Source organism: Sphingobium sp. BHU LFT2, from assembly GCF_018604485.1.
Lineage (GTDB): Bacteria > Pseudomonadota > Alphaproteobacteria > Sphingomonadales > Sphingomonadaceae > Sphingobium > Sphingobium yanoikuyae_A.
Window position 1 is genome coordinate 907,746 of the sequence record NZ_JAFCGW010000001.1, and the last position, 22,565, is coordinate 930,310.

Annotated in this window: 23 protein-coding genes; 11 read left to right on the forward strand and 12 right to left on the reverse strand. The window is 63.9% G+C overall.

Going from position 1 to position 22,565, the window contains the following annotated elements:
- Positions 1–9 precede the first annotated feature (9 nt).
- Entirely contained in the window at positions 10–390 is a 381-nt protein-coding gene (locus JQK15_RS04530; protein ID WP_004209940.1) for a RidA family protein, read from the reverse strand.
- Between the two features lie 165 nt (positions 391–555).
- Between JQK15_RS04530 and JQK15_RS04535 the strand changes: the two genes are divergently transcribed.
- Entirely contained in the window at positions 556–870 is a 315-nt protein-coding gene (locus JQK15_RS04535; protein ID WP_010336839.1) for a hypothetical protein, read from the forward strand.
- A gap of 3 nt (positions 871–873) precedes the next feature.
- Here JQK15_RS04535 and JQK15_RS04540 read toward each other — a convergent pair whose 3' ends face one another.
- The gene (locus JQK15_RS04540) at positions 874–1,290 is read right to left on the reverse strand and encodes a globin domain-containing protein (RefSeq protein ID WP_214863705.1); all 417 of its coding nucleotides are present in this window, start codon (positions 1,288–1,290) and stop codon (positions 874–876) included.
- Between the two features lie 151 nt (positions 1,291–1,441).
- Here JQK15_RS04540 and JQK15_RS04545 point away from each other — a divergent pair, with 151 nt between their 5' ends.
- Positions 1,442–2,014, forward strand: coding sequence for a thermonuclease family protein (locus tag JQK15_RS04545; protein ID WP_214863707.1), 573 nt, complete (start codon positions 1,442–1,444; stop codon positions 2,012–2,014).
- Between the two features lie 31 nt (positions 2,015–2,045).
- Here JQK15_RS04545 and JQK15_RS04550 read toward each other — a convergent pair whose 3' ends face one another.
- The 6 genes from JQK15_RS04550 to JQK15_RS04575 form a co-directional block, all read right to left on the reverse strand.
- Positions 2,046–2,708 (reverse strand): glycine zipper 2TM domain-containing protein, encoded by a 663-nt coding sequence (locus JQK15_RS04550; RefSeq protein WP_214863709.1) that lies wholly within the window; start codon positions 2,706–2,708, stop codon positions 2,046–2,048.
- A 288-nt stretch (positions 2,709–2,996) separates the two neighbouring features.
- Positions 2,997–3,191: a hypothetical protein gene (locus JQK15_RS04555; RefSeq protein WP_099232303.1), complete on the reverse strand. Its 195-nt coding sequence runs from the start codon at positions 3,189–3,191 to the stop codon at positions 2,997–2,999.
- A 54-nt stretch (positions 3,192–3,245) separates the two neighbouring features.
- On the reverse strand, positions 3,246–3,500 hold the full coding sequence (locus JQK15_RS04560) for a hypothetical protein (RefSeq protein ID WP_048936268.1): 255 nt from the start codon (positions 3,498–3,500) through the stop codon (positions 3,246–3,248).
- 240 nt (positions 3,501–3,740) lie between these two features.
- A complete protein-coding gene (locus JQK15_RS04565) occupies positions 3,741–4,793 on the reverse strand; it encodes a ribonucleotide-diphosphate reductase subunit beta (RefSeq protein WP_004209931.1) in 1,053 nt (350 codons plus the stop codon).
- A gap of 5 nt (positions 4,794–4,798) precedes the next feature.
- Complete coding sequence (locus JQK15_RS04570; RefSeq protein WP_037507310.1) at positions 4,799–5,119, reverse strand: hypothetical protein; 321 nt, start codon at positions 5,117–5,119, stop codon at positions 4,799–4,801.
- A 75-nt stretch (positions 5,120–5,194) separates the two neighbouring features.
- Complete coding sequence (locus tag JQK15_RS04575) at positions 5,195–7,081, reverse strand: ribonucleoside-diphosphate reductase subunit alpha (RefSeq protein ID WP_251007597.1); 1,887 nt, start codon at positions 7,079–7,081, stop codon at positions 5,195–5,197.
- Between the two features lie 618 nt (positions 7,082–7,699).
- Here JQK15_RS04575 and JQK15_RS04580 point away from each other — a divergent pair.
- The 3 genes from JQK15_RS04580 to JQK15_RS04590 all read left to right on the forward strand — a co-directional run bounded on the left by JQK15_RS04580 (position 7,700) and on the right by JQK15_RS04590 (position 10,339).
- Positions 7,700–8,356: a glutathione S-transferase family protein gene (locus JQK15_RS04580; protein ID WP_214863713.1), complete on the forward strand. Its 657-nt coding sequence runs from the start codon at positions 7,700–7,702 to the stop codon at positions 8,354–8,356.
- A gap of 101 nt (positions 8,357–8,457) precedes the next feature.
- A complete protein-coding gene (locus JQK15_RS04585; RefSeq protein WP_214863715.1) occupies positions 8,458–9,978 on the forward strand; it encodes a fumarate hydratase in 1,521 nt (506 codons plus the stop codon).
- A 109-nt stretch (positions 9,979–10,087) separates the two neighbouring features.
- On the forward strand, positions 10,088–10,339 hold the full coding sequence (locus tag JQK15_RS04590; RefSeq protein WP_017499126.1) for a hypothetical protein: 252 nt from the start codon (positions 10,088–10,090) through the stop codon (positions 10,337–10,339).
- 86 nt (positions 10,340–10,425) lie between these two features.
- Here JQK15_RS04590 and JQK15_RS04595 read toward each other — a convergent pair whose 3' ends face one another.
- On the reverse strand, positions 10,426–12,717 hold the full coding sequence (locus tag JQK15_RS04595) for a TonB-dependent receptor (protein WP_214863717.1): 2,292 nt from the start codon (positions 12,715–12,717) through the stop codon (positions 10,426–10,428).
- A gap of 230 nt (positions 12,718–12,947) precedes the next feature.
- On the opposite strand from JQK15_RS04595, the gene JQK15_RS04600 reads away from it, so the two are divergent.
- From JQK15_RS04600 to JQK15_RS04615, 4 genes are all read left to right on the forward strand, one after another.
- The gene (locus JQK15_RS04600) at positions 12,948–14,006 is read left to right on the forward strand and encodes a DUF3667 domain-containing protein (RefSeq protein WP_214863720.1); all 1,059 of its coding nucleotides are present in this window, start codon (positions 12,948–12,950) and stop codon (positions 14,004–14,006) included.
- A gap of 30 nt (positions 14,007–14,036) precedes the next feature.
- The gene (locus JQK15_RS04605) at positions 14,037–14,954 is read left to right on the forward strand and encodes an EamA family transporter (RefSeq protein WP_214863722.1); all 918 of its coding nucleotides are present in this window, start codon (positions 14,037–14,039) and stop codon (positions 14,952–14,954) included.
- A gap of 239 nt (positions 14,955–15,193) precedes the next feature.
- On the forward strand, positions 15,194–16,555 hold the full coding sequence (locus JQK15_RS04610) for a methyl-accepting chemotaxis protein (protein ID WP_214863724.1): 1,362 nt from the start codon (positions 15,194–15,196) through the stop codon (positions 16,553–16,555).
- A gap of 114 nt (positions 16,556–16,669) precedes the next feature.
- Positions 16,670–17,758, forward strand: coding sequence for a T6SS phospholipase effector Tle1-like catalytic domain-containing protein (locus tag JQK15_RS04615; RefSeq protein WP_214863726.1), 1,089 nt, complete (start codon positions 16,670–16,672; stop codon positions 17,756–17,758).
- Between the two features lie 56 nt (positions 17,759–17,814).
- Here JQK15_RS04615 and JQK15_RS04620 read toward each other — a convergent pair whose 3' ends face one another.
- The 3 genes from JQK15_RS04620 to JQK15_RS04625 all read right to left on the reverse strand — a co-directional run bounded on the left by JQK15_RS04620 (position 17,815) and on the right by JQK15_RS04625 (position 19,768).
- The gene (locus JQK15_RS04620; protein WP_004209916.1) at positions 17,815–18,447 is read right to left on the reverse strand and encodes a MarC family protein; all 633 of its coding nucleotides are present in this window, start codon (positions 18,445–18,447) and stop codon (positions 17,815–17,817) included.
- Between the two features lie 78 nt (positions 18,448–18,525).
- On the reverse strand, positions 18,526–18,933 hold the full coding sequence (locus JQK15_RS26785) for an alkaline phosphatase family protein (protein WP_251007538.1): 408 nt from the start codon (positions 18,931–18,933) through the stop codon (positions 18,526–18,528).
- Positions 18,902–19,768 carry a sulfatase-like hydrolase/transferase gene (locus tag JQK15_RS04625; RefSeq protein WP_251007539.1) on the reverse strand — a complete coding sequence of 289 codons (867 nt, stop codon included), beginning with the start codon at positions 19,766–19,768 and terminating at the stop codon, positions 18,902–18,904. The genes JQK15_RS26785 and JQK15_RS04625 overlap by 32 nt, the downstream gene beginning before the upstream one ends.
- 198 nt (positions 19,769–19,966) lie before the next feature.
- Here JQK15_RS04625 and JQK15_RS04630 point away from each other — a divergent pair, with 198 nt between their 5' ends.
- Both JQK15_RS04630 and JQK15_RS04635 read left to right on the forward strand, forming a co-directional pair.
- On the forward strand, positions 19,967–21,184 hold the full coding sequence (locus JQK15_RS04630; protein ID WP_214863996.1) for an MBL fold metallo-hydrolase: 1,218 nt from the start codon (positions 19,967–19,969) through the stop codon (positions 21,182–21,184).
- Between the two features lie 54 nt (positions 21,185–21,238).
- Positions 21,239–22,492 (forward strand): glycosyltransferase family 39 protein, encoded by a 1,254-nt coding sequence (locus tag JQK15_RS04635; protein ID WP_214863728.1) that lies wholly within the window; start codon positions 21,239–21,241, stop codon positions 22,490–22,492.
- Positions 22,493–22,565: the final 73 nt, after the last annotated feature.

Genomic DNA, 22,565 nt, shown 5'->3' on the forward strand with positions numbered 1-22,565 from the left:
GTGTCCCTGTTACCCTTTGAAGGCGGTGACTTCGATTTCGATCTTCATCTCCGGCTTGATGAGGCCAGCGACGACGCAACTGGCGGCCGGGCGGATCTCGCCAAAGATGGGCGCGGTGGCCTTGCCCAGATCGTCCCAATAGGCAGGGTCGGTGATATAATAGGTGACGCGGACGACATCGGCAAAGGAGAAGCCGGCGTCTTCAAGCGCCTTGCCGATCACCTTGAGCGCGTTGACGCCCTGATCGACCACGCTTTCGGGCATGATCTTGGTTTCGGGATCGGTGCCGGTGGTGCCGGCAACGAAGCACCAGTCGCCCTGGACGACGGCGCGCGAATAGCCGACCTGCGCCTCGAAGGGCGAGCCGGAGGAAATGAGCTGGCGGGACATGGAGGGATTCCTGTTGCGATGCGAAAAGGATCGGGGCGAAAAGGATCGCGACGGCCTTTGCCCCCTTGGTTCCGCGCTGTCCAGTGCGTTTCCGGACGCGCTTGCGCGGAACGGGAAAATGGGGTGATCGTTGGAGGGGGACATGCCCCTGCAAGGAGACGCGCCATGACGATGTCCGACAATCGCCCCTTCCCCGACGACAGCGAGGAGAATAGCGAACAGGCCGATGCCGGCACCCAGGCGAACGACGTCGCCGACGATGCGCTGGGCCGGACCAGCGACCTGAGCGAAGAGAGCGAGCATGGCGGACGGAGCAACCCGGCGCAGATCATCCCCGACGATGTCCCCGACCTGGTCGACAAGATGAACGAGATGGACCGATCCGGCTGGATCGACGAGGGCGCGTTCGACGGCGAGCCGCGCATGGACGACGAGGATGATGGCGAGGAGGACGAAATCCTCAACGAGGATGACGACTAGCCGCTAGGCCGGGTGCTCCTGTGCCGGCGCAAGGCCGAAATTGATCATGCCGCGCGCCATATGGCCGAGCGCTTCCGCCATGGCGTCGGCGATGTCGGTGTCGAGATCCTCCTGCAGTGCGATGGCGCAGGCGGCCGCGGTCGCCCATTGATCGGCCAGTTGCGGCGTGATCGGGAAGGCGCGGTGCAGCGACATGATGCAGGTGCCGCGCTGAAACCAGTCGCGTGGGCCGCCCAGCCAGCCACACAGGAAGCGGGTGAGGCTATGACGCACGACGGAGAGGTCGGCGGCATGGATGGCGCGCAACTGCGCATAGGCCGGGTCGCTTTCCAGCAGGTCATAGAAGCGGTTCGCAATGGCGCGGACGACCGGTTCGCCGCCGATGCGGACATAGGGGCTGGGCGGCGCGGCGGCGTTCATGCGGCAATCTCCATGGGCTGAGGCCGGCGCACCCTGCGCATCCCCTGCGCTTGCCACATTGATCCCGATCAAACGCCGGTTCGCCCCGAAATGGCGACAAGCCGGATCAGATTTAACCCTCTGTTTTTCCTGAACCTGCTAGGGGCGCGCCATGTCCAGACGCCCCGACCGATTCACCCCCGACCGCATCGACACACTCTGGCGCCGGGAGGCGGCGCGTCGCAGCGGCTTCAGTGGCAAGACACTGGGACTGGTGCTGGCGCTGGGGATGATGATCGGCTGGCAAGCGCCCGACTGGTGGGCGCGGCTGGCACCCGAGATCGCGATGCCGACGGCGTCGACCGGCATGACACCGTCAAGCGCCAGCGCTGACCAGCTATCGGCCGATTTCGGCTATTGCCATAGCGGCGGCGGGACCAATTGCGTCGTCGATGGCGACACTTTCTGGTTCCGGGGCGAGAAATATCGGATCGCCGACATCGACACGCCCGAAACCCATGGGCCGCGCTGCCCGGAGGAAGGCGCGCTGGGCGCGCGGGCGACCAGCCGGTTGCAGCAACTGATGAATGCCGGCCCCTTCTCGCTGGAGATCGACGGGCGGGCGACCGACAAATATGGCCGAGCGCTGCGGATCGTGACGCGTGATGGCCAGTCGATCGGCCAGCAGCTGGTGGACGAAGGGCTGGCCCGGACCTGGGACGGACGCCGCCACCCCTGGTGCTGAAAAAAGGGGGTGTCTTCGCCCCCTTTTCCGATCAGCGGCAGCTGAGGCTGCCGCGGTCGATCTCGCGGCCGAGCAGGGCGCCGGCGCCGCCGCCGATCAATATGCCCGCCGTGTTGGAATAGCCGCGATCGAGTTGGCCACCGATCAGCGCGCCGATCGCGCCGCCGATGATGAGGCCGGTGGTCCCATCCGAACGGCGGCAATAATAGCGGTCGTCATAGCCGCGATAGATGCGCATGCTGCGGTCGACCCGGATCGGCGCATAGCCGCCGCGATAATAGCGGTCGGGGCGATAACGGCCGCCATAGCGCGGATCGGGCCGGTTCCAGTCATAGGCATAGACCGGCGGGCCGGGCCGACGATAATTGCCACGGGGCGGCGGCGGGCGATGGTTGCCGGGACGGCCATATTGGGGCGGACGACCATTGCCGGGCCGGCCCGGCTGGGGCGGGCGGCCTGCCCCCGGCCGGCCATGCTGGGGCGGCCGACCGACACCAGGGCGCGACGGCGGTCGCTGGGCATGATTGCCGCCATGGCTGGGCGGCCGATGCGCGTTGGAACCGCCGGGACGGCCATGCTGGCTGCCACCGGGGCGATGATCGTTCGGCCGATGCTGGGCAGCAGCGGGCAGGGTGGAAATGGCCATCGCCCCAAGGGCGAGCGTGGCGATCATGGCCTTCAGGGCATTGGGCATCGCATCGGTCCTCCACTTTCCGCATCGACGGGATGCGGGTCAGAACAGTTTGCCGGGAACAATGTTGCATGATCGAAACAGAATGACGAGACCAAGCGCAGCACCCCTCCCCCGAAATAGGAAATGCTGCGCTTAACTTCGCATATTTCCCGCACATTCTGACATTTAATTTCCAACATTTGTCATTTTGGAACAAGTGAGCGTCAGAGACAGGCCCGACGCCGGACGGCAATATAGGCCGGCGGGAAGGAATAGGACAGCGCGCCCGCGACGCCCGCCCCGCGCCTGTCAGAGCGCGTTGGCGATGATGGCGCGCTGGCTGTTGTCGAGGCCGTCCAGCGCCGCGGTCGCGGTCTGATCCGCGCCGGCCCGATCGCCGCCGTCGCTGCCCACGAACTGGATCGCGCTCAGCAGCACCAATATCGCCCAGAGCAGGGCCATCCAGCGGCTGGTGAAGAGGGAGCGGAGTCGGACGCCGAACATGGCGACCGGTCTGGCATGGCGGCGGTTAAGGAAGCGTCACGCCCGCCGCGCCGATCAGCCCGGCGCGGGCGGGAAGGCCGGGGTGCGGGATGGCAAGCCGGATGGCGGGCTGGTCAGCAGCAGCCGGTCGAGCTGCGCATAGCCCAGGCAGCGATGGCAATAGGCAAAGTCGAAGGCCGTGTTGAGGATCCAGGCCTGGGTCGCGACATCCCATGCCGCCCAGGCTTCCCGTGTGACCTGATCGCTGCCGCAGACATTGCAGACGAAGACGTAGAATGGCGGAGATGGGGGATCGACGGCGCTGCTCATGACCGGACCATAGCCCAGGGCATCGCCATTCCGGCGCGAGACTGGTCCGTTATGGACGCGATGCGGGGGGCTGCAGCGGCGCACAAAAAAGGGGAGGCGCTCCCCGCGCCTCCCCTCCCCTCGAACAGGTTGAAGCCCCTTGCAAGCTGCCGTGATGCTGACGCATCAGCAGCCTGAAACGCTCCAGCGCCGCGTAGGCTTGATCACAGCGCAACGCGCATGGCGCGTCGCGCTGTGATCTTATTCCGCCGCGATGCCGGCGGCCTTGAACATGTCCGGATCGCTTTCGTCGACATTGGCCGCTTCGGCGCCCTTGAGCTTCTTGCGGCGGTCGAACGCGTCCCAGACGTCGTTCCACTGGCCACGGGTCGCGCCCTTCGAATATTCGGTCGCGCGGGTTTCGAAGAAATTGGCATGCTCCACGCCGTTGAGCAGCGGGGTCAACCAGGGCAGCGGATGCTCGTCGATCATGTAGATGGGCTTGAGGCCCAGCTGCCCCAGGCGCCAGTCGGCGATGTAGCGGACATATTTCTTGATGTCCTTGGGCGTCATGCCGGGAACCGGGCCCATTTCGAAGACCAGGTCTACGAACGCGTCCTCGATGCGGACGGTCTTCTGGCACATGTCCATGATGTCGTCCTTGACCGATGCGGTCAGGCAGTCGCGTTCCTTCACGAAGCTGTGGAACAGCTTGATGATGCCCTCGCAATGCAGGGTTTCGTCGCGGACCGACCAGGTGACGATCTGGCCCATGCCCTTCATCTTGTTGAAGCGCGGGAAGTTCATCAGCATCGCGAAGGAGGCGAAGAGCTGGAGGCCTTCGGTGAAGCCGCCGAACATCGCCAGCGTCTTGGCGATATCCTCGTCCGTATCGACGCCGAACTGGGCGAGATAGTCGTGCTTGTCCTTCATCTCCTTATATTGGAGGAAGGCCGAATATTCGCTTTCGGGCATGCCGATCGTGTCGAGCAGATGCGAGTAGGCGGCGATATGGACCGTTTCCATGTTGCTGAACGCGGTCAGCATCATCTTGATCTCGGTCGGCTTGAACACGCGGCCGTACTTCTCGTGGTAGCAATCCTGCACTTCCACGTCGGCCTGGGTGAAGAAGCGGAAAATCTGGGTCAGCAGGTTGCGCTCATGATCGCTGAGCTTCTGCGCCCAGTCACGGCAATCCTCGCCCAGAGGCACTTCCTCGGGCAGCCAGTGGAGCTGCTGCTGGCGCTTCCAAAATTCATAGGCCCAGGGATATTCGAAGGGCTTGTAGACCTTGGAGGCTTGAAGAAGGGGCATCGGGTTTACTCCGAGAAGAATATGTAAATATTGAATATCAAAATCAGCGAGAAGCTGACGATACCAGCTATTCTAAGCTGGCTTGCATGACGTGGCTGGCCAATCTTGCGAACGAAATCATCGGTTGTTGCGGTTACCGGCGCAGGTGCAGCAGGATGACGCAATTCATATGACAGAATAACGATCTGACTGAGCGACAGAGTGATCCAGAACAACGCACGCCACTGCGGCGTATCCACCCAATAGCTGTAGATTCCGACGCCAATCCCGATCGAGATTAGCGCAAGAAGAGCGATCCTCAGCCCCAAAGGCTTGGTCGCCGTCATGCGATCGTCTCCGTCCCGTCCTTCCGGGCGATGCAACGGCTTTGAACCGCCGCACGTGCCCAGGTCAGACCGGCGTCACTGGCAGGCGAGGCACTCGTCATAGTCGGTGGTCTCGCCGATCTCGAACTTGGGGGCGTCGATCGTGTTGTCCGCTTCCACGCCACCGGCAAAGCCAGCGCGCTGCACCGACTTGGAGCGCAGATAATAGAGCGACTTGATGCCCAGTTCCCAGGCGCGGAAGTGGAGCATCAGCAGATCCCACTTCTCGACATCGGCCGGGATGAACAGGTTCAGCGACTGGGCCTGATCGATATAGGGGGTGCGATCGGCCGCCAGTTCGAGCAGCCAGCGCTGGTCGATCTCGAAGCTGGTCTTGTACACATCCTTTTCTTCCTGGGTCAGGAAGTCGAGATGCTGGACCGAGCCGCCGCGTTCCAGGATCGAGTTCCATACGGCGCTCGAATCCTTGGCCTTTTCGACCAGCAGCTTTTCCAGATAGGGATTCTTCACCGCGAAGCTGCCCGAGAGCGTCTTGTGGGTGTAGATGTTCGCCGGGATCGGCTCGATACAGGCCGAGGTGCCGCCGCAGATGATCGAGATCGACGCGGTCGGCGCGATCGCCATCTTGCAGGAGAAGCGCTCCATAACGCCCTGGTCGGCGGCGTCGGGGCACGGCCCGCGCTCCTGCGCCAGCATCATCGACGCCTCGTTCACCTTGGCATTGATATGCTTGAAGATGCGCAGGTTCCACGACTTGGCCATGGCGCCTTCGAACGGAATGCCGCGTGCCTGCAGGAAGCTGTGGAAGCCCATGACGCCCAGGCCGACCGAGCGTTCGCGGCTGGCGCTATATTTGGCACGCGCCATTTCCGGCGGGGCGCGGTCGATATAGTCCTGCAGCACATTGTCGAGGAAGCGCATGATGTCTTCCGCGAAGGTCGGGTGATCCTTCCACTGATCCCAGGTTTCCAGGTTCATCGAGGAGAGGCAGCAGACCGCCGTGCGATCCTGGCCGAGATGGTCGCGACCCGTCGGCAGGGTGATTTCCGAGCAGAGGTTCGACGTCGAGACCTTGAGTCCCAGGTCGCGGTGATGCTTGGGCATCATCCGGTTCACCGTGTCGGAGAAGACGATATAGGGCTCGCCGGTGGCGAGGCGGACCTCGACCAGCTTCTGGAACAGCGCGCGGGCATCGACGGTGCCGCGCACCGACTGGTCCTTGGGGCTACGCAGGTTGAAATCACTGCCGTCGCGCACCGCTTCCATGAACTCGTCGGTCAGCAGCACGCCATGGTGCAGGTTGAGCGCCTTGCGGTTGAAGTCGCCGCTCGTCTTGCGGATTTCCAGGAACTCCTCGATCTCCGGGTGGGAGACGTCGAGATAGCAGGCGGCCGAGCCGCGACGCAGCGAGCCCTGGCTGATCGCCAAGGTCAGCGAATCCATCACGCGGACGAAGGGGATGATGCCGCTGGTCTTGCCATTGAGGCCAACCGGCTCACCGATGCCGCGCACGCTGCCCCAATAGGTGCCGATGCCGCCGCCGCGCGAGGCGAGCCAGACATTCTCGTTCCAGGTGTTGACGATGCCTTCCAGGCTGTCGTCGACGCTGTTCAGATAGCAGCTGATCGGCAGGCCGCGACCGGTGCCGCCGTTCGACAGCACGGGCGTCGCCGGCATGAACCAGAGCTTGGAGATATAGTCATAGACGCGCTGCGCATGGTCGGCATCGTCCGAATAGGCGGCGGCGACGCGGGCAAACAGATCCTGATAGCTCTCGCCGGGCAGCAGATAGCGATCGTTCAGCGTGTCCTTGCCGAATTCGGTCAGCAGCGCATCGCGCGACGAATCCGTCACGACATGAAAGCGACGCTCATGAATCTTGGACGACGCGGACTCGGTCGCCTTGCCCTTGGCAGCCTTGGGCTCGGCCTTGTCCACCAGATCCTCGATACGCTCGTCCATTACCGTCGCCACGTCGCCGTTTCCACCTTGTTCACTATCTCGAAAGTCCATGCGAGCCCCCGATTGTTCCTGTTCCGTTCGATTCGGTCCAGCGATACCGGGGCGCACCCAGGCATCATAGCATGAACCCGATCGGGCCGGGACAGAAATGGGGTCAACCGATCCGATCGCAAGGACAAAAGCCCCGTATCGCCGGAAGCAGGTCCGACAATGCAATCACAATCTATTGGGTGACCCCCTTGGTCCCGATACCACAGATAGTGCCACAGCCCCGCCGACACGCAAGAGGGTAAATGACAGTTCGGGGACTCGGTTCATCGACGCCTGGATTCGTTTCGTCGCTGACGCGCCACCCCATAGCGCAGCGACGCGCGGACTTCCAAGGGCCTTGGAAAAGACAAGGGGGGCCCATGAAATTAAAAAATAAATTTGCCTTGCCACGCAAATGCGCGCGTCGCGCGATCGGCGACAAAATCATGACATGGGGGCAGAGGCGCGGACGCGACCACAATCTGTTGAATCGCTGCCTTTATCGTCCCCCTGCATATCACCGCGCGATACGCTATGATGATGGGAAGGCGGGCGAATCCGGACGGCTCCGATGATCGGGAGGCAGGCATGATCCTCTATTACCATCCCCTCTCCTCCTATTGCTGGAAGGTGCTGATCGCCTTTCATGAAAATGGCACGCCCTTCACACCGCGCATCCTGGAGGATGAAGCGGCCCTGGCCGAATGGCAGGCGCTCTGGCCGCTCGGCAAATTCCCCGTGCTGCACGACCCGGTGCGCGGCGCGACGATCGCGGAGGCGAGCATCATCGTCGAATATCTGGGCCGGCACGAACCCGGCACCTTCCGCCCGATCCCGGTCGATGGCGACGCGGCGATCGAGGTGCGGCTGATGGACCGGTTGTTCGACAATTATGTGATGGGGCCGATGCAGGCGCTGGTCGCCGACCGGTTGCGCCCCGAGGAGGCGCGCGATCCCCATGGCGTGGCGGCCAATGTGGCGGCGCTGCGCAGCATCTATGCATTGCTGGAGGATCGGCTGGCGGGGCGGAGCTGGGCGGCGGGCGATCATCTGTCGCTGGCCGACTGCGCGGCGGCGCCCTCGCTTTATTATGCCGACAGGATCGTGCCGCTGCGCGCCGGCCATCCGGTGCTGGGCGCCTATCTGAACCGGCTGGAGGCGCGGCCCAGCTTTGCCCGCGTGCTGCGCGAGATGCAGCCCTGGTGGCAGAATTTTCCCTTTGCCGACGGGCCGCTTGCGTCCTGAACCGCAACCCTCTTCTGGACTCATCGTCTCAAAGGCCTATAGCCCCGCCTTGCAGGGACCTGCCGTGCAGAGGCGGGCCGCAAGAATAGGGACCAGGGTAGATGACCGTCATCAAGACCGCCGACCTCATCGAGAGCGTCGCCGACGCACTCCAGTTCATTTCCTACTATCACCCGATGGATTATATCCGGGCACTGGGTAAGGCCTATGAGGCCGAAGCCAATCCGGCGGCGAAGGACGCCATCGCCCAGATCCTGACCAACAGCCGCATGTGCGCCGAAGGCCACCGCCCGATCTGCCAGGACACCGGCATCGTCAACGTGTTCGTGAAGTGGGGCATGGAGTGTCGGCTGGACGATAATAGCCGGTCGATGCAGGAAGTGATCGACGAGGGCGTGCGCCGCGCTTACCTCAACCCGGAAAACCGCCTGCGCGCCTCGATCCTGAAGGATCCGGCTTTCTCGCGCCAGAATACCAAGGACAACACGCCCTGCGTGCTGAACGTGGAAATGGTGCCGGGCAACAAGGTGACGATCGACGTCGCGGCCAAGGGCGGCGGCAGCGAGAACAAGACCAAGTTCAAGATGATGAACCCCAGCGATTCGATCGTCGACTGGGTGCTGGAAATGGTGCCGCAGATGGGCGCGGGCTGGTGCCCGCCGGGCATGCTGGGCATCGGCATCGGTGGCACCGCGGAAAAGGCGGTGGCGCTGGCCAAGGAAAGCCTGATGGACCCGATCGACATGGGCGAGTTGAAGGCACGCGGCCCGCAGAACAAGATCGAGGAACTGCGCATCGAGCTGTTCGACAAGGTCAATGCACTGGGCATCGGCGCGCAGGGCCTGGGCGGCCTCGCCACCGTGCTCGACATCAAGATCCACGACTATCCCTGCCATGCGGCGGGCAAGCCGGTAGCGATGATCCCCAACTGTGCCGCGACCCGCCATGCGCATTTCACCCTCGACGGGTCCGGCCCGGCCTATCTGGAAGCGCCCAAGCTTAGCGAATGGCCGCAGGTCGACTGGAAGCCGAGCAAGGAAGCCATCCGCGTCGACCTCGACACGCTGACGCCGGAACAGGTGCAGGGCTGGAAGCATGGCGACCGCCTGCTGCTGAACGGCAAGATGCTGACCGGCCGCGACGCCGCGCACAAGCGGATCGCTGACATGCTGGAGAAGGGCGAGACCCTGCCGGTCGATTTCAAGGGCCGTGTGATTTACTATGTCGGCCCGGTCGATCCGGTGCGCGACGAAGTGGTGGGCCCGGCCGGCCCCACCACCGCGACGCGCATGGACAAGTTCATGGACATGATGCTGGAACAGGGCCTGGCCGCCTGCGTCGGCAAGGCCGAGCGCGGCCCGGCCGCCACCGACAGCATCGCCAAGCACAAGAGCGCCTATCTGATGGCGGTCGGCGGCGCGGCCTATCTGGTCGCCCGCGCGATCAAGGAAGCCAAGGTCGTGGGCTTCGAGGATCTGGGCATGGAAGCGATCTACGAGTTCACGGTGGAGGACATGCCCGTCACCGTCGCCGTCGATAGCGAAGGCCAGAATGTCCACCGCCTCGCCCCGCTGGTGTGGCAGGAGAAGATCAGACAAGAAAAGCTGCTCGAAGGGGCGTAAGACTGCCCGTCAGCAACTATCTAATTGATACTGATCAAGGCGGCGCGCGAGACGGGAACCCCGTTTCGCGCGCCGCATTATGTCCGGCACCCAAAGCCGGAGTTCATCCATGTCCTTCACGCAGCTCGAACCGCCCTTGCCCGTCATGATCGAAGGCAAGGGCAAAGGCTATGCCTTCGCCGTCATCGACTATGGGCAGGAGCATAATCTGATCTGGGTGACGGGCCTCAGCGACAGCGGAGAAATCTGGTGTGCGCCCAACCCGCTGGTGCGACTGCAGAGCAACTGGACAATGGGGCGCGAGCCGCATCATGAGCCCGACTGGAAGAATGTCACGCTGGCGCCGATCAAGCCGAGCTGACGAAAAAGGCGCGCCATTCCATCGGATGACGCGCCTTTTTCTTTGGCCCCACCCCATGCACAGCATGGGGTGGAATAACCTTAGTCTTACAGCTTGCCGCTCAAGGACACGCCGATGATGCGGGGTTCGTTGAACACCGGCGCCATATAGTTTTCGATCACGCCCTTCATATTCTTCTCGCCCGTGATGTTGCGGGCGAAGGCGGCGATCTCGTACTTGCCGTCCGGGGCGGTGTAGCCGATCTTCAGGCCACCTTCGAAGTCACCCTTCGAATAGAACTCCTTCGTCTTGTAGAGGACGAAGTTGGTGTAGCCCTGGATGTTCCAGTCGGTCGCCGCGAAGATCTTGCCGCCATTGCCCAGCGGCACGTCATAACGAGCCGCGATATTGGCGGTGTATTTCGGCGCGTTGGGCAGCGGGTTGCCGTCGATCTGGGCAAAGACGCCGCGCGCGTTGGTGACGGTCGGGTCTTCCACGGTGCAGACGACCACGCCGTTCAGCGTGCAGACCTGGGCATAGACATTCTTGTCGTTGATCTCGCTGTGCAGCAGGCTGAGGCCGGCCGACAAAGTGAGATTGTCGAACGGACGCGCTTCCAGATCGGCTTCCAGACCATAGGCCTTGGCGGCGTCGGCGTTGAACAACACGCCATTGCCGTTCACGTCATTGCCGTTGAGCTGGATGTCCTTCACCTTCCAGGCGAAGCCGGACAGGTTGAAGCGCAGGCGGTTGCCCAGCAGGTTGGTCTTGATGCCGCCTTCGTACGACATGATCGTTTCCGAATCCGCCGTGGTGAAGTCGCTGTTGAACACCGCCGAGCGGCCCTGGATGGTCGGGCCACGGAAGCCGCGCGCGACGCGGGCATAGAGGCTGACCTCGGGGCTGACTTCATACAGCGCGCTGACGTCCCAGCTCGGTTCCTTGCCGGTCAGCTTCACATAGCGACGGCCGGCATAGGTCGAGACGCCGGCCGCATTGGCGGTGGCGCGGACCAGACGGGTTTCCTTCGTGTCCTTGGTGTATCGGCCGCCGGCGGTGAAGGTCAGGCCCGGCACGACTTCGTAGCTCGCCTGGCCAAACAGGCCCCAGCTTTCATTCTTGTTGCGCAGACGCACCCAGTTGTTGGGATTGTTGGCGGTGCCGGTCAGGAAATAGGCGCGCTGGTAGAAATCGGTGGTGTCGCGGCTGTCGAAATACATGCCGCCAACCTGCCACTTGAAGGCGCTGTCGCCGTTGCTGGCGAGGCGGACTTCCTGGGTCAGCTGGTCGAGATCGCGGACATTGCCCTGGCTCTGGCCGAAGCCGTTGGCCACGCCGGCGACCGGATAGTCCGCGCCCGCGCCGCCATCGGTGTCGCCACGGCTGTAGCCCGAGGTGGTTTCATAGGCGGTGATGGAGGTCAGGGTGACCGGACCCATGTCGATCGCGATATTTTCCGACGCGCCATAGGTCTTGTAGGCCTGCGGGTTGTTCATCGCTTCGTCGAGCGCGATCTTCGAGCGGGGTTCGCCCGACACGCTGTTGCTGCCCTTGGTCAGGCCGGCGCGGTGGAAGATGGTCGAGGTGCCGTCATAGTCGCGGGCATGGACGCTGGTCAGCATCGAGACATTTTCGGTCGGCGTCATCAGCAGCTGAAGGCGCACGTCCTTCTCATTATAGCCGCCCATCGCATCCTTCTTGGGGGACACGGTGCCGTCGGCGCTGGGGCCGGTGTATGTATTGTCGACCCAGTCGTCGCGATGCTGGTAGAGGGCCGAGACGCGGAAGGCGAGCTTGTCCGCGACGATCGGGCCGCCGATGCCGCCGTCGAAGGTGACGGTGTTATAGCTGCCATAGCTGGCCTGGGCGCGACCTTCCCAATCCATCGACGGACGGATGGTGTCGAACTTGATGATGCCCGCCGTGGTGTTGCGGCCGAACAGCGAACCCTGCGGGCCGCGCAGCACTTCCACCTGGTTGACGTCGAACACCGGGTTCGACTTCAGCACGACATGCTCCAGCACGACATCGTCCTGGATGATCGACACCGGCTGCGACGCGCCGAGATAGAAGTCGATATTGCCCAGGCCACGAATGTAGAAGCGCGGGAAGATGCGGCCGGTGGTGGTTTCGGCATAGAGGCCGGGCACGCGGGCGGCGAGTTCGAGAATGTCGCCGCCGCCGGCGGTCAGGTTGCGGAGCGCATCGCCCTGCACGACGCCGACCGAGACGGGCACCTTCTGCAGATTTTCCGAGCGGCGCTCGGCGGTCACGACGATCTCGTCGAGCTGGCCGGCGTCAGCGCCCGCTTCCTGCGCATGGGCGGCGCCACCAAGGGCGAGCGCACCGAAGGCCGAGGTCAGCAGCAGCGCCGACCGTGCGAAAGTGAATTTCGACAAGGTTATTCCCCGATAATATTGCTTTTGCGTCCGGGAAAGCGGCGCCCCTGCGCCTGCCGTCCGGGATGCCATCGCCGCTAGGCGCGATTTGTGGCGGGACGGTGACGTTCGCCCTGTCGATCTCGCCTACATGTCGGAATGTTGCCGAGCGTTGTAACGATGCAACACAATGCGATCCACGCGCCAAGGTGACTGGCAAGCGTCATACACGCTTGTTATCCTCCCCGCCCATGACAGGGGAAATCGAAGCAGCGGGTGACGCGATCACCGGGGGCATGCTGGCACGGGCGGTCGAGCCAGGCCATGGGGAAGCCCATGAAGCGGGCCATGGCGCCTGCCTGAATTGCGGCACGGCGGTGACGGGCAATTATTGCCCCGAATGCGGCCAGGCCGCGCATCTGCACCGCAGCTTTGCCGCGATCGGCCATGACCTGGCCCATGGCGTGCTGCATTTCGAGGGCAAGATCTTCACCACCCTGCCCGAGCTGGCGCTGCGCCCCGGACAATTGACGCGCCGCTATATCCATGGCGAGCGGGCCAAGTTCGTATCGCCCTTTGCCCTGTTCCTGTTCAGCGCCTTCCTGATGTACGCGATCTTCTCGCTGACCAGCCATCATGGGCCGGAAGGCGCCCGCAACCAGGTGAAGATGAACAGCGAGGCGATCGCCGAGCTGAAGAAGGAAGAAGAAAAGGCCGATGCCCGCATCGCCAAGGTGCAGGCGCAACTGGCCGAGCCGGGGATCAGCGCGAGCCGGCGCGAGACATTGCAGGAGAAGCTGAAGGACGCGCAGGACGAACGGAAGGGCCTGTCGCTGGCGAGCGGCCTGACCAACTCGCTGACCGGCGAAGGCGTCAACAAGAACGTCGCCGATACGGTCGGCAAGGCGATCAGCGCGGCGGCCAAGGATCCCGAATTCGCCTATTACAAGCTCAAGGCCAATGCCTATAAATTCTCCTGGCTGCTGATCGTCATATCGCTGCCCTTCCTGTGGCTGCTGTTCCCGTTCAGCCGCCGGTTCAAGATGTATGACCATGCGATCTATGTGACCTATTCGATCGCCTTCATGTCGCTGCTCTTCTCGCTGTCGATGATCCTGACGGCGGTCGGCATCACCCATGGGCTGGTGACGGTCGTGCTGCTGCTGTTCGCGGCCTGGCACATGTATCGCCAGTTCAAGGACGCCTATCAGCTTTCGCGCAGCGGCACCTTGCTGCGGCTGCCGCTGCTGTACGGCTTTGCCTGTGCGTCGCTGTCGCTGTTCTTCGCCTTCCTGATGATGATGGGGTGACGGGTCGCGTCCCTATTGTATAGGGCGCGCATGATTACGTCCCCGATCTGGTTGCCCGCCACCCTGATGGCCGGGGCCACGCAGGCCTGGCGCACCGCGGTGCAGCGGCGCGTGGGCAAGACGCTGTCGATCAATGCGGCGGGCCTGGTCCGCTATCTTTACGGCATTCCCTTCGCGCTGATCCTGCTTGGCGGCTATCAGCTGCTCTTCCCCGCGCCCTTCCCTGCGCTGGGCCGGCTGTTCCTGCCCTTCTGCCTGGCCGGCGGGCTGGCCCAGATCATCGCCACCAATTTGCTGATCATGGCGTTCGGACACCGCAATTTCGTCGTCGGCACCGCCTATTCCAAGACCGAGGCGGTGCAGGGGGCGATCCTGTCCTTCCTGCTGATGGGCGAGCGGCTGAGCGCGCTGACCTGCGCCGGCATCGGCTGCGGCGTCGCCGGCGTGATGCTGCTGTCGACCGGGGGCAAGCGGATGGGGCCGATGGATTTCCTGCGCGCGCTGGGCCAGCCGGCGGCGATCACCGGCATCGCATCGGGATTCTTCTTCGCGCTGACCGCGATCGGCATTCGCCGCGCGACGCAGCAGGTGGGCGGGGGCGATCCGATCCATGCCGCGCTGATCGTGCTGAGCGTCACGGTGCTGCTGCAGACGCTGTTGCAGGGCGGCTATCTGGCGCTGCGCGAGCCGGGCGAGATGCGCAAGGTGTTCACCAGCTGGCGCGTGTCGGGCCAGGTCGGCTTCCTGTCGGCCATGGGTTCGGCCTGCTGGTTCACGGGCTTTGCCACAGCGCCGGTCGCGCTGGTGCGGATCGTCGGCCAGATCGAGGTCGCCTTCACCATGGCGTTCGGCCATTTCTATCTGGGCGAACGCATGGCGCGCAGCGAGGCGATGGGGCTGATGCTGGTCGCGTGCGGTGTGGTGCTGGCGCTGCTGGGTGCGCTTTAGGCGTTTTTGGAAAATGCGCGAAAGAGCGCATTTCAAGAGCTGCACCAGCCCACACCCCCACCCGGCCTCCCAGACATGATATCCTAATGGGCGGCCGGGTGGAGGTGTGGGCCGGTGCGGAGGCCTCATTCTGACGAAGCTGACATCCGTGTCAGTATGATAACCGATATTTTACCATCCATGGCTAGCCAGTTGCCGTGGGCACAGAAACGCAATCGGGAACCGTCGCACGAGCGGTAATGAAGGTCGCCAAATTATCGGGCGACCTGGGTATCCGTACGCTCGACCTTCAGGCAGATATCAGCGAACTCGCGGACCGGGTGACGCAGCAGGCGCGCACGATCGAGGCGATCAGCGGCGCCGCGTCGCAATTGTCGCGCGATGGCGAAAGCGTGTCGCTGGTCGGCCAGGACGCGCGCGAAAAGGCGGTCGCCGCCCGCGCGATCATCGATGATTCGGGTCGACAGCTGTCGACCGCGAACGGCAATTTCGTCGACCTGATCGAGCAGGTGAGCCGCATCCATGCGCGCCTCGACGGCTTTGGCGAGGCGCTCAAGACCGTCGCCCATGTCACCAGCGTGATCAGCGGCATCGCCAGCCAGACAAATCTGCTCGCGCTCAACGCGACGATCGAGGCGGCACGGGCCGGTGACGCGGGGCGCGGCTTTGCCGTGGTCGCGGCCGAAGTGAAGAAGCTGGCGCAGGAAACCGCGAGCGCGACCCAGACGATCGAGCGGTCGATCGGCGCGCTGACCAGCGAGGCCGGTGGCATGCTGGACAGCATCACCCATGGCGCGCAGACCGCGCGCACGGCGCTGTCCGACACCAAGAATATCGAGGCGCTGGTCGACCGGCTGGGGTCGCTGATGCAGGGCCTGTCCACCAACAGCGAGGCGGTGGCCGAGCGGATCGCCTCCATGGTCGGTTCCGCCAGCGAGATCCGCACCGGCCTGTCGGCGCTGTCGAGCACGTCGGGCGACAATGCCGACGGCCTGCAACGGCTGTCGGGCCGGGTGTCGATCGCCAGCGACGACACCAACATGCTGCTGCAATATCTGGCGGAAAGCGGCGTCGACATTCCCGATTCGCCCTATATCCGGTTCAGCCTGACCGCCGCGCAGGCGGTGGGCCATGCGATCGAGCAGGCGCTGGACGACGGCCGCATCAGCGAGGCCGATGTGTTCAGCGAATATTATGCGCCGATCCGGGGCACCAATCCGCCGCAATTCACCCATCCGATCCAGCCGATCATGCAGGCCGAGGCGCGCGCGCAGCAGGAAGTGGCGCGCGGCTACAAGGGCTTGTTCGGCATGACCTTCACCGATCGCAACAGCTTCGGCGCGATCGCGATGCCGGAACGCGCGCTGCCCCAGCGGCCGGGCGACGAGAAATGGAATGCGGAATTTTCGCGCCAGGGCGTGGTGTTCGATTTTCCCGACACGCGCGAGCAGTGCAAGATCACCGAACCCTTCTGCATCAAGGCCTATCGCCGCCTGACCGCCGAGGGCGAGGTCATCCTGCTGAAGCAGGTCATCGCCTCCATCCATGTGCGCGGGCGCCACTGGGGCATCTTGCAGATGGCCTATAAGGATCAGGGCTGATCCGCGCCGCCCGGCGCGTCCGTTTCCTCCTATAAAAGAGGCTGCCCCGCAGCGACCATGGCCGCCCGCCTGATAAAGGAGGGCGGCCATTTTCATGCCGGTGGGGAGGTAGGGATGAAGCGCATCGTGGTCTGTTGCGACGGCACCTGGAACGAGCCCGACCATAATGAGCAGGGCAGGCCCTGCCCGACCAATGTGGTGAAGCTGGCCAGCCTGATCCCGGCAATGGCGGCGGACGGCACGGCGCAGCGCGTCTTCTATCATAATGGCATCGGGTCGATGGCGTCGCGGACCAAGCGGCTGATCGACGGGGCGACCGGCTATGGCATCAGCCGCATCCTCCTGTCCTGCTATGCCTGGCTGGTGCGCACCTATCAGCCGGGCGACCAGCTCTATTTCTTCGGTTTCAGCCGGGGCGCCTATACCGCCCGGTCGCTGGCCGGCTTCGTGCGCAATTCCGGCATATTGCGGCCCGAGCATGAAAGCCTGATTCCCGACGCCTTCGCGCTTTATCGTTCGCGCGACGGCACGCGCGCGCCGCGATCGGAGGCGTCGCGCCTGTTCCGGCAAAGCTATGCCTGGTCCGACGGCACGCCGATCCGGTGCGTCGGCGTGTGGGACACGGTCGGGTCGCTGGGCGTGCCCAACACCTTGTTCCAGGGGATATTGAAGCATCTGTTCCGGGTGAACCGGGAATTTCACGACACCGACCTGTCATCGAGCGTCGCCTTCGCCTTTCATGCGGTGGCGATCGACGAGCATCGCAAGCCGTTCCTACCGACATTGTGGACGATCCCCGATGGGCAGGGCGCAGGCCAGCATGTCGAGCAATGCTGGTTCCCCGGCTGCCATGCCGATGTCGGCGGCGGCAATCCCGATTCCGCCCTGTCGGATATCGCGCTGGAATGGATGGTCGAGCGCGCGCGGTTCGCGGGACTGGCGGTGGATGATCCGTTCGGGCTGGTGCCGCCCGGTTTCCCGCCGCACCATCCCGATCCGCTTGGGCCGGTCAGCGAATCCCAGACCCTCTTCTATCGCCTGTTCGGATCGGGCGAGCGTGCGATCGACGTGCCGCATGACGCCGGGCGGACCAATGAAGCGCTGTCCGATGCGGCGATCGAACGCTGGCACAAGCTGCCCGAATGGCGGCCGGCGGCGCTGGTCGACCTGGCGAAGCGCAAGCCCGACATGTTGCAGCCATAACACGCAAAAAGGGGCGGATCAGGGCCGGCCGGCGCCTGATCCGCCACCCCGTCGCATCAAGGGACGACGGGAAGCGGTCCGGGCACGACGCCATATTGCTGCAGGCCCGACATGATCGCGTGGATCGCCAGCGCCGCCTGCAGCACCGCGATCATCCAGCCGAACGCCATCAGCGTTCCGGCGTGGATGAAGCCCAGCAACTGGCGGGCAAAGATCATCGCCAGAAAATCGGCCACCATCATGCCCAGGAAAATCCCGAACACGCCGGTCAGGAAGGTCCGGGTATCGCCCGCCACGGCCGCGAACAGCAGCAGCGCCACGATACCATAGGGCGTGATGATGATCGGGAAGGTCACCGGCGACATGGCCAGTCCCTTGGCCGAGGTCGGCGGCGCATCGGGCGCGGGGGCGTGCTGCGCATTCTTGACCGCCTCCAGCGCGCCGATCAGCAGCAGCACGCCGCCGGTCAGCAACAGGTCGGGCGATGCGATCTGCCAATTCTGGCGCAGATTGTCGCCGATGAACAGGATGAGGAAGCCGACGGCCGTAGCGATCAGGGTCGACCGGAGCGCCAGCGCGCGCCGCTCCCCATCGGGCAACTGGCTGGTCAACTGGGCAAAGGCGGCGATCACCTTGATCGGTCCCAATGTGACGAAGAAGATGACCAGGACGAAACTCAGATCATTCATGGCACGCACCCCTGCCCTGCCGAACCATCGGATGCCGCAGGTCGGGCCCCTGCGGCATCCGCTTCATGCCTGTCGCGATCAGCGCGCTTGCGAGGCCGATGCGTCCGCCACCATCGCATCCAGATCGAAATCCAGGCTCTTGATGCGCGGCGGATATTCCTGAAGCGACTTCATGAACTTTGCGATCTGCGCGGTCGCCGGCGCCAGCGTCCAGGATCGGTTTTCCTGCCACTCGTCGAAGCCGCGCGCTTCATGGAAACGCTCGAACGGATCGAGCTTTAAATTGGTGATGAGCGGCGTGTTCAGATTTTCCTGAATGCCGTTGAACCATTTGTCCTGCGTCTTGAACAGGAACTTCCAGTCGCCATAGCGCAGGCCGTGCAGCGTGGTTTCCGTGAAATAGTAGAAATCCTTGCGCTTCGACTTGCCCTTGCCGCTGAGCAGTTCGGTCTGGTCATAGCCGTCGAGATGGACCTTGTAGGTCATGCTGCCGATGGTCTTCCGCGCCATTGTCGGTCGAGAACATGACGAACGTGTCGTCGGCCACGCCCAGTTCTTCGAGCAGGTCGAGCAGTTCGCCGACATGATCGTCCATCTGCTTCACGCCATCGGCATAGAGACCATAGCCGGTGACGCCGTCATATTCGGGCGGCAGGTGGGTCTGGTAATGCATCCGGGTGGTGTTGTGCCAGACGAAGAAGGGCTTGTCGGCCTTCACCGCGTCGGTGATGAAGCGCTTGGATTCGACCATGAATTCATTGTCGAGCGTCTTCTGCCGCTCGGAGCCGAAAGGCCCCTTGTCCTCGATCGACTGGCCCCCCTTGCCGTCGGCCTTGCTGTGGATCACGCCGCGCCAGGCGAAGGCCTTGGCCACTTCGGGATCCTTGGGATAATCATATTCTTCCGAATATTGGCCGGCATTGAGGTGATAGAGGATGCCGAAAAATTCGTCGAAGCCATGCGCGGTCGGCAGATGCTCGTCTCGGTCGCCCAGATGATTCTTGCCGAACTGGCCGGTGGCATAGCCATGGGGCTTGAGCAGTTCGGCGATCGTGGGATCTTCCTTCTGCATGCCCTGCGGCGCGCCGGCGAGGCCGACGGTGCTGAGGCCGACGCGGATCGGATATTGGCCGGTGATGAAGGCGGCACGGCCGGCGGTGCAGGAGGCCTGGGCATAATGATCCATGAAGATCATGCCCTTCTTCGCGATGCGATCGATATTGGGGGTCGAGCCGCCCATCATGCCGCGATGATAGCAGCTGAGATTCCACATCCCGACGTCATCGCCCCAAATGATGAGAATATTCGGCTTTTTGCTCATGCGATGCTCCTGCGAGTCAGACCGGGGAAGACGAACGGCGCAAGGCTAGGTCGGCGATGGGCCGGTTGGTATCGGGGTTATCCTTGAGCCCGAGGCCGGGAATGGCGCACTCGCCAACATGGGTCAGGGTCAATAGGGAGGCCTTGCCCTGCCCCGCCGGTCCGCTATGGCGGCGCGATGACGGGCATGGGAGCAGGCATGGCGCGCGCGGTTGCAATGATGAAGGCTGTCGGTGTCGCGCTGCTGTTCCTGCTGATCGCCGCCTGTCTGGCGACGGTGATCGTGCCGCCCTTCCTCGACCGTATCTATTATGAGGGGCCGGCGAGCCGCCATTATGACGGCGCCCGCTTCTTCAACCCCGATGGCGCGATCGACATGCCCGCCCCGCCCGGCACCAGCCGCCAAGGCTTCATCGCCCGCTGGCTGCTGGGCGATGACGATCGCCCGGCATGGCCCGATGCGGTGGCGGTCAAGCCGGCGCGCCCCGCCCCCTTTGCCGCGCCGCGCGGCATGGTCGCCACCTGGGTCGGCCATGCGACCGTGCTGGTGCAGGCGGCGGGCATCAACATATTGACCGACCCGATCTGGTCCGACCATGCCAGCCCCTTTCCGCCGCTGGGGCCAAAACGGGTCGCGGAGCCGGGCATCAGGATGAAGGATCTGCCCAGGATCGACCTGATCGTCATCAGCCATAATCATTATGACCATCTGGATATCCCGACACTCAAGATGCTGTGGCAGCGCGACCGGCCCAGGATCGTCACGGCGCTGGGCAATGACACGATATTGAAGGCGAACGGCATCCCGTCGGTGGCGCTCGACTGGGGCCAGTCGGTGACCGGCGCGCAGTTGAACGGACTGGTGCCCGAAGCGGTGATCCAGTGCGAAAATTACGAGCATTGCCCGGACTATCGGGTCCATGCGACGCGCAACCATCATTGGAGCAGCCGCTGGTTCACCGACCGCAACCGGGCGCTCTGGTCGAGCTTCCTGATCGAGACGCGGGCGGGCAATATCTATTTTGCCGGCGACACCGGCGCGGGCGACATGGGCTGGAGCGGCGATGCGACGCGGTTCGGGCCGATCCGGCTGGCGCTGATCCCGATCGGCGCCTTCCGCTTCTGGCCGGGGCAGATGGAATCGGACGCGCATATCGGCCCGCGCCGCGCGGTCGAACTGTTCGAGCGGCTGGGCGCGTCGACGGCGATCCCGATCCACTGGGGCACCTTCCGCCTCTCCTACGAGAAGCGCGACACGCCGCCGCGGATGCTGGAGCAATATCTGCGCTGCGCGGGGATAGAGCGAAAGCGCTTCGCCCCGGTGCGGATCGGCCAGGCGCTGCTGGTGCCCAATGTCAGCCCGGTGCCGCGCGGCCCCAGGCATTGCGACCAGCGGGTGATCGACGCGCTGCAATAGCATTAACCATTAGCGTCTAGGATGGGATCTCTACGGCCGGAATGAAGGAACTCCATGGCGACGTCCCTTGCCAAGAATAGGGCTTCCACCGGATTTTCCCTGCCCCCGATCGCGATCGCGATCATGGCGGCGCTGCTGATTATGGCGATCGCGCCGATCGGCTATGTCGGGCATGGGTGGGACGACCAGCATTATCTGGACGCGGCCCGCTGCGCGAGCCAGCACGGCTACTGCCTGCCAGGGGATCATTGGGCGCGCCGCTTCACCCTGGTCATTCCGGCGAGCGTGATGCTGGCGATGCTCGGCGAGAGCCGCATCATATTGGCGATCGTGCCGCTGGCCTATAGCCTGTGCGCCATCGCCCTGTTCACCGCCACGGTCGAACGACGTTTCGGACGCAGGGCCAGCCTGATCGGCGGGCTATGTTTTGCGATGATGCCGGTCTTTTCCGAGCGCATGCTCCATTTCGGCGTCGACATCATCGAACTCACCTTTCTGCTCGCGGCAGTCCATGGCCTGCAACGGGCGAGCGAACGCGATGGCGCAATCTGGTTCATCCTGTCGGGCACCGCCCTGTCCTTTGCGGTGATGACCCGGCCGACATCGCTGGCGATGGTGCGGGTCTTTGTCGCGGCGGCGTTGGCTATCGGGCGATGGCAGGGGCTGGGACGTCTGCTGAGCGGATTGGCTGGTCCGCTGCTGGTCGAGACGCTGATCTACTGGAGCGCGACCGGCGATCCCCTGCGGTCATGGCGGTTGTCGCTGGCGCATGGCGGCGTGCCGACCGGCGAACTGGCGCCCGGCGTCGACATTCATCGCAGTCCTCTGTTCAATGTCGATTTCATCGATCATTGGCGGCCAGCATCGGGGATCGAACTGCACTGGACGGTCGATGCGCTGCTGAACCTGATGGCCAATGGCGCTACCTTCATCCTGCCGGTGACACTGGTATTGCTGCTGCTGCAGCGCCGGCATCTGGGTAGTGCGGCCGCCGGCCGGCGGCTGATCGGCTGGCTGATGCTGGCGGGCGCCTTTCATTTCGCAGTGCTGGTCTATGCGCTGGCGATCGATCCCAAGCCACGCATGTTCCTGCCGCTGGCGGCGATCGCCTGCGCCCTGTGCGGGGTGATGGGGTCACTGGCCTGGGCACAGGGGCGACGCATGCTGGTCATTGGCCTGATCGGCCTGATTGCCATCCAGTCGGCCATGAGCGCGCGAAGCCGGGCTCGGAAATTCACCGCCTTGAGCTGTGCCAGCCTGTCCTGCGACATGGGATCTGCATCGACCGGCTTTGGCCCGCCACGATAAGGCGATCTTGTCCGCGCGGCAGAAAAACTGGGATGGTCTTTTGCCTCCTGGCGGCGCATGGGGCTGCGCCAAA

Bases quoted from the DNA above. Each gene is read 5' to 3' on its own strand.
- JQK15_RS04530 (WP_004209940.1), bottom strand. From the start codon at position 390: ATGTCCCGCCAGCTCATTTCCTCCGGCTCGCCCTTCGAGGCGCAGGTC.
- JQK15_RS04535 (WP_010336839.1), top strand. From the start codon at position 556: ATGACGATGTCCGACAATCGCCCCTTCCCCGACGACAGCGAGGAGAAT.
- JQK15_RS04540 (WP_214863705.1), bottom strand. From the start codon at position 1,290: ATGAACGCCGCCGCGCCGCCCAGCCCCTATGTCCGCATCGGCGGCGAA.
- JQK15_RS04545 (WP_214863707.1), top strand. From the start codon at position 1,442: ATGTCCAGACGCCCCGACCGATTCACCCCCGACCGCATCGACACACTC.
- JQK15_RS04550 (WP_214863709.1), bottom strand. From the start codon at position 2,708: ATGCCCAATGCCCTGAAGGCCATGATCGCCACGCTCGCCCTTGGGGCG.
- JQK15_RS04555 (WP_099232303.1), bottom strand. From the start codon at position 3,191: ATGTTCGGCGTCCGACTCCGCTCCCTCTTCACCAGCCGCTGGATGGCC.
- JQK15_RS04560 (WP_048936268.1), bottom strand. From the start codon at position 3,500: ATGAGCAGCGCCGTCGATCCCCCATCTCCGCCATTCTACGTCTTCGTC.
- JQK15_RS04565 (WP_004209931.1), bottom strand. From the start codon at position 4,793: ATGCCCCTTCTTCAAGCCTCCAAGGTCTACAAGCCCTTCGAATATCCC.
- JQK15_RS04570 (WP_037507310.1), bottom strand. From the start codon at position 5,119: ATGACGGCGACCAAGCCTTTGGGGCTGAGGATCGCTCTTCTTGCGCTA.
- JQK15_RS04575 (WP_251007597.1), bottom strand. From the start codon at position 7,081: ATGGACGAGCGTATCGAGGATCTGGTGGACAAGGCCGAGCCCAAGGCT.
- JQK15_RS04580 (WP_214863713.1), top strand. From the start codon at position 7,700: ATGATCCTCTATTACCATCCCCTCTCCTCCTATTGCTGGAAGGTGCTG.
- JQK15_RS04585 (WP_214863715.1), top strand. From the start codon at position 8,458: ATGACCGTCATCAAGACCGCCGACCTCATCGAGAGCGTCGCCGACGCA.
- JQK15_RS04590 (WP_017499126.1), top strand. From the start codon at position 10,088: ATGTCCTTCACGCAGCTCGAACCGCCCTTGCCCGTCATGATCGAAGGC.
- JQK15_RS04600 (WP_214863720.1), top strand. From the start codon at position 12,948: ATGACAGGGGAAATCGAAGCAGCGGGTGACGCGATCACCGGGGGCATG.
- JQK15_RS04605 (WP_214863722.1), top strand. From the start codon at position 14,037: ATGATTACGTCCCCGATCTGGTTGCCCGCCACCCTGATGGCCGGGGCC.
- JQK15_RS04610 (WP_214863724.1), top strand. From the start codon at position 15,194: ATGAAGGTCGCCAAATTATCGGGCGACCTGGGTATCCGTACGCTCGAC.
- JQK15_RS04615 (WP_214863726.1), top strand. From the start codon at position 16,670: ATGAAGCGCATCGTGGTCTGTTGCGACGGCACCTGGAACGAGCCCGAC.
- JQK15_RS04620 (WP_004209916.1), bottom strand. From the start codon at position 18,447: ATGAATGATCTGAGTTTCGTCCTGGTCATCTTCTTCGTCACATTGGGA.
- JQK15_RS26785 (WP_251007538.1), bottom strand. From the start codon at position 18,933: ATGACCTACAAGGTCCATCTCGACGGCTATGACCAGACCGAACTGCTC.
- JQK15_RS04625 (WP_251007539.1), bottom strand. From the start codon at position 19,768: ATGAGCAAAAAGCCGAATATTCTCATCATTTGGGGCGATGACGTCGGG.
- JQK15_RS04630 (WP_214863996.1), top strand. From the start codon at position 19,967: ATGGCGCGCGCGGTTGCAATGATGAAGGCTGTCGGTGTCGCGCTGCTG.
- JQK15_RS04635 (WP_214863728.1), top strand. From the start codon at position 21,239: ATGGCGACGTCCCTTGCCAAGAATAGGGCTTCCACCGGATTTTCCCTG.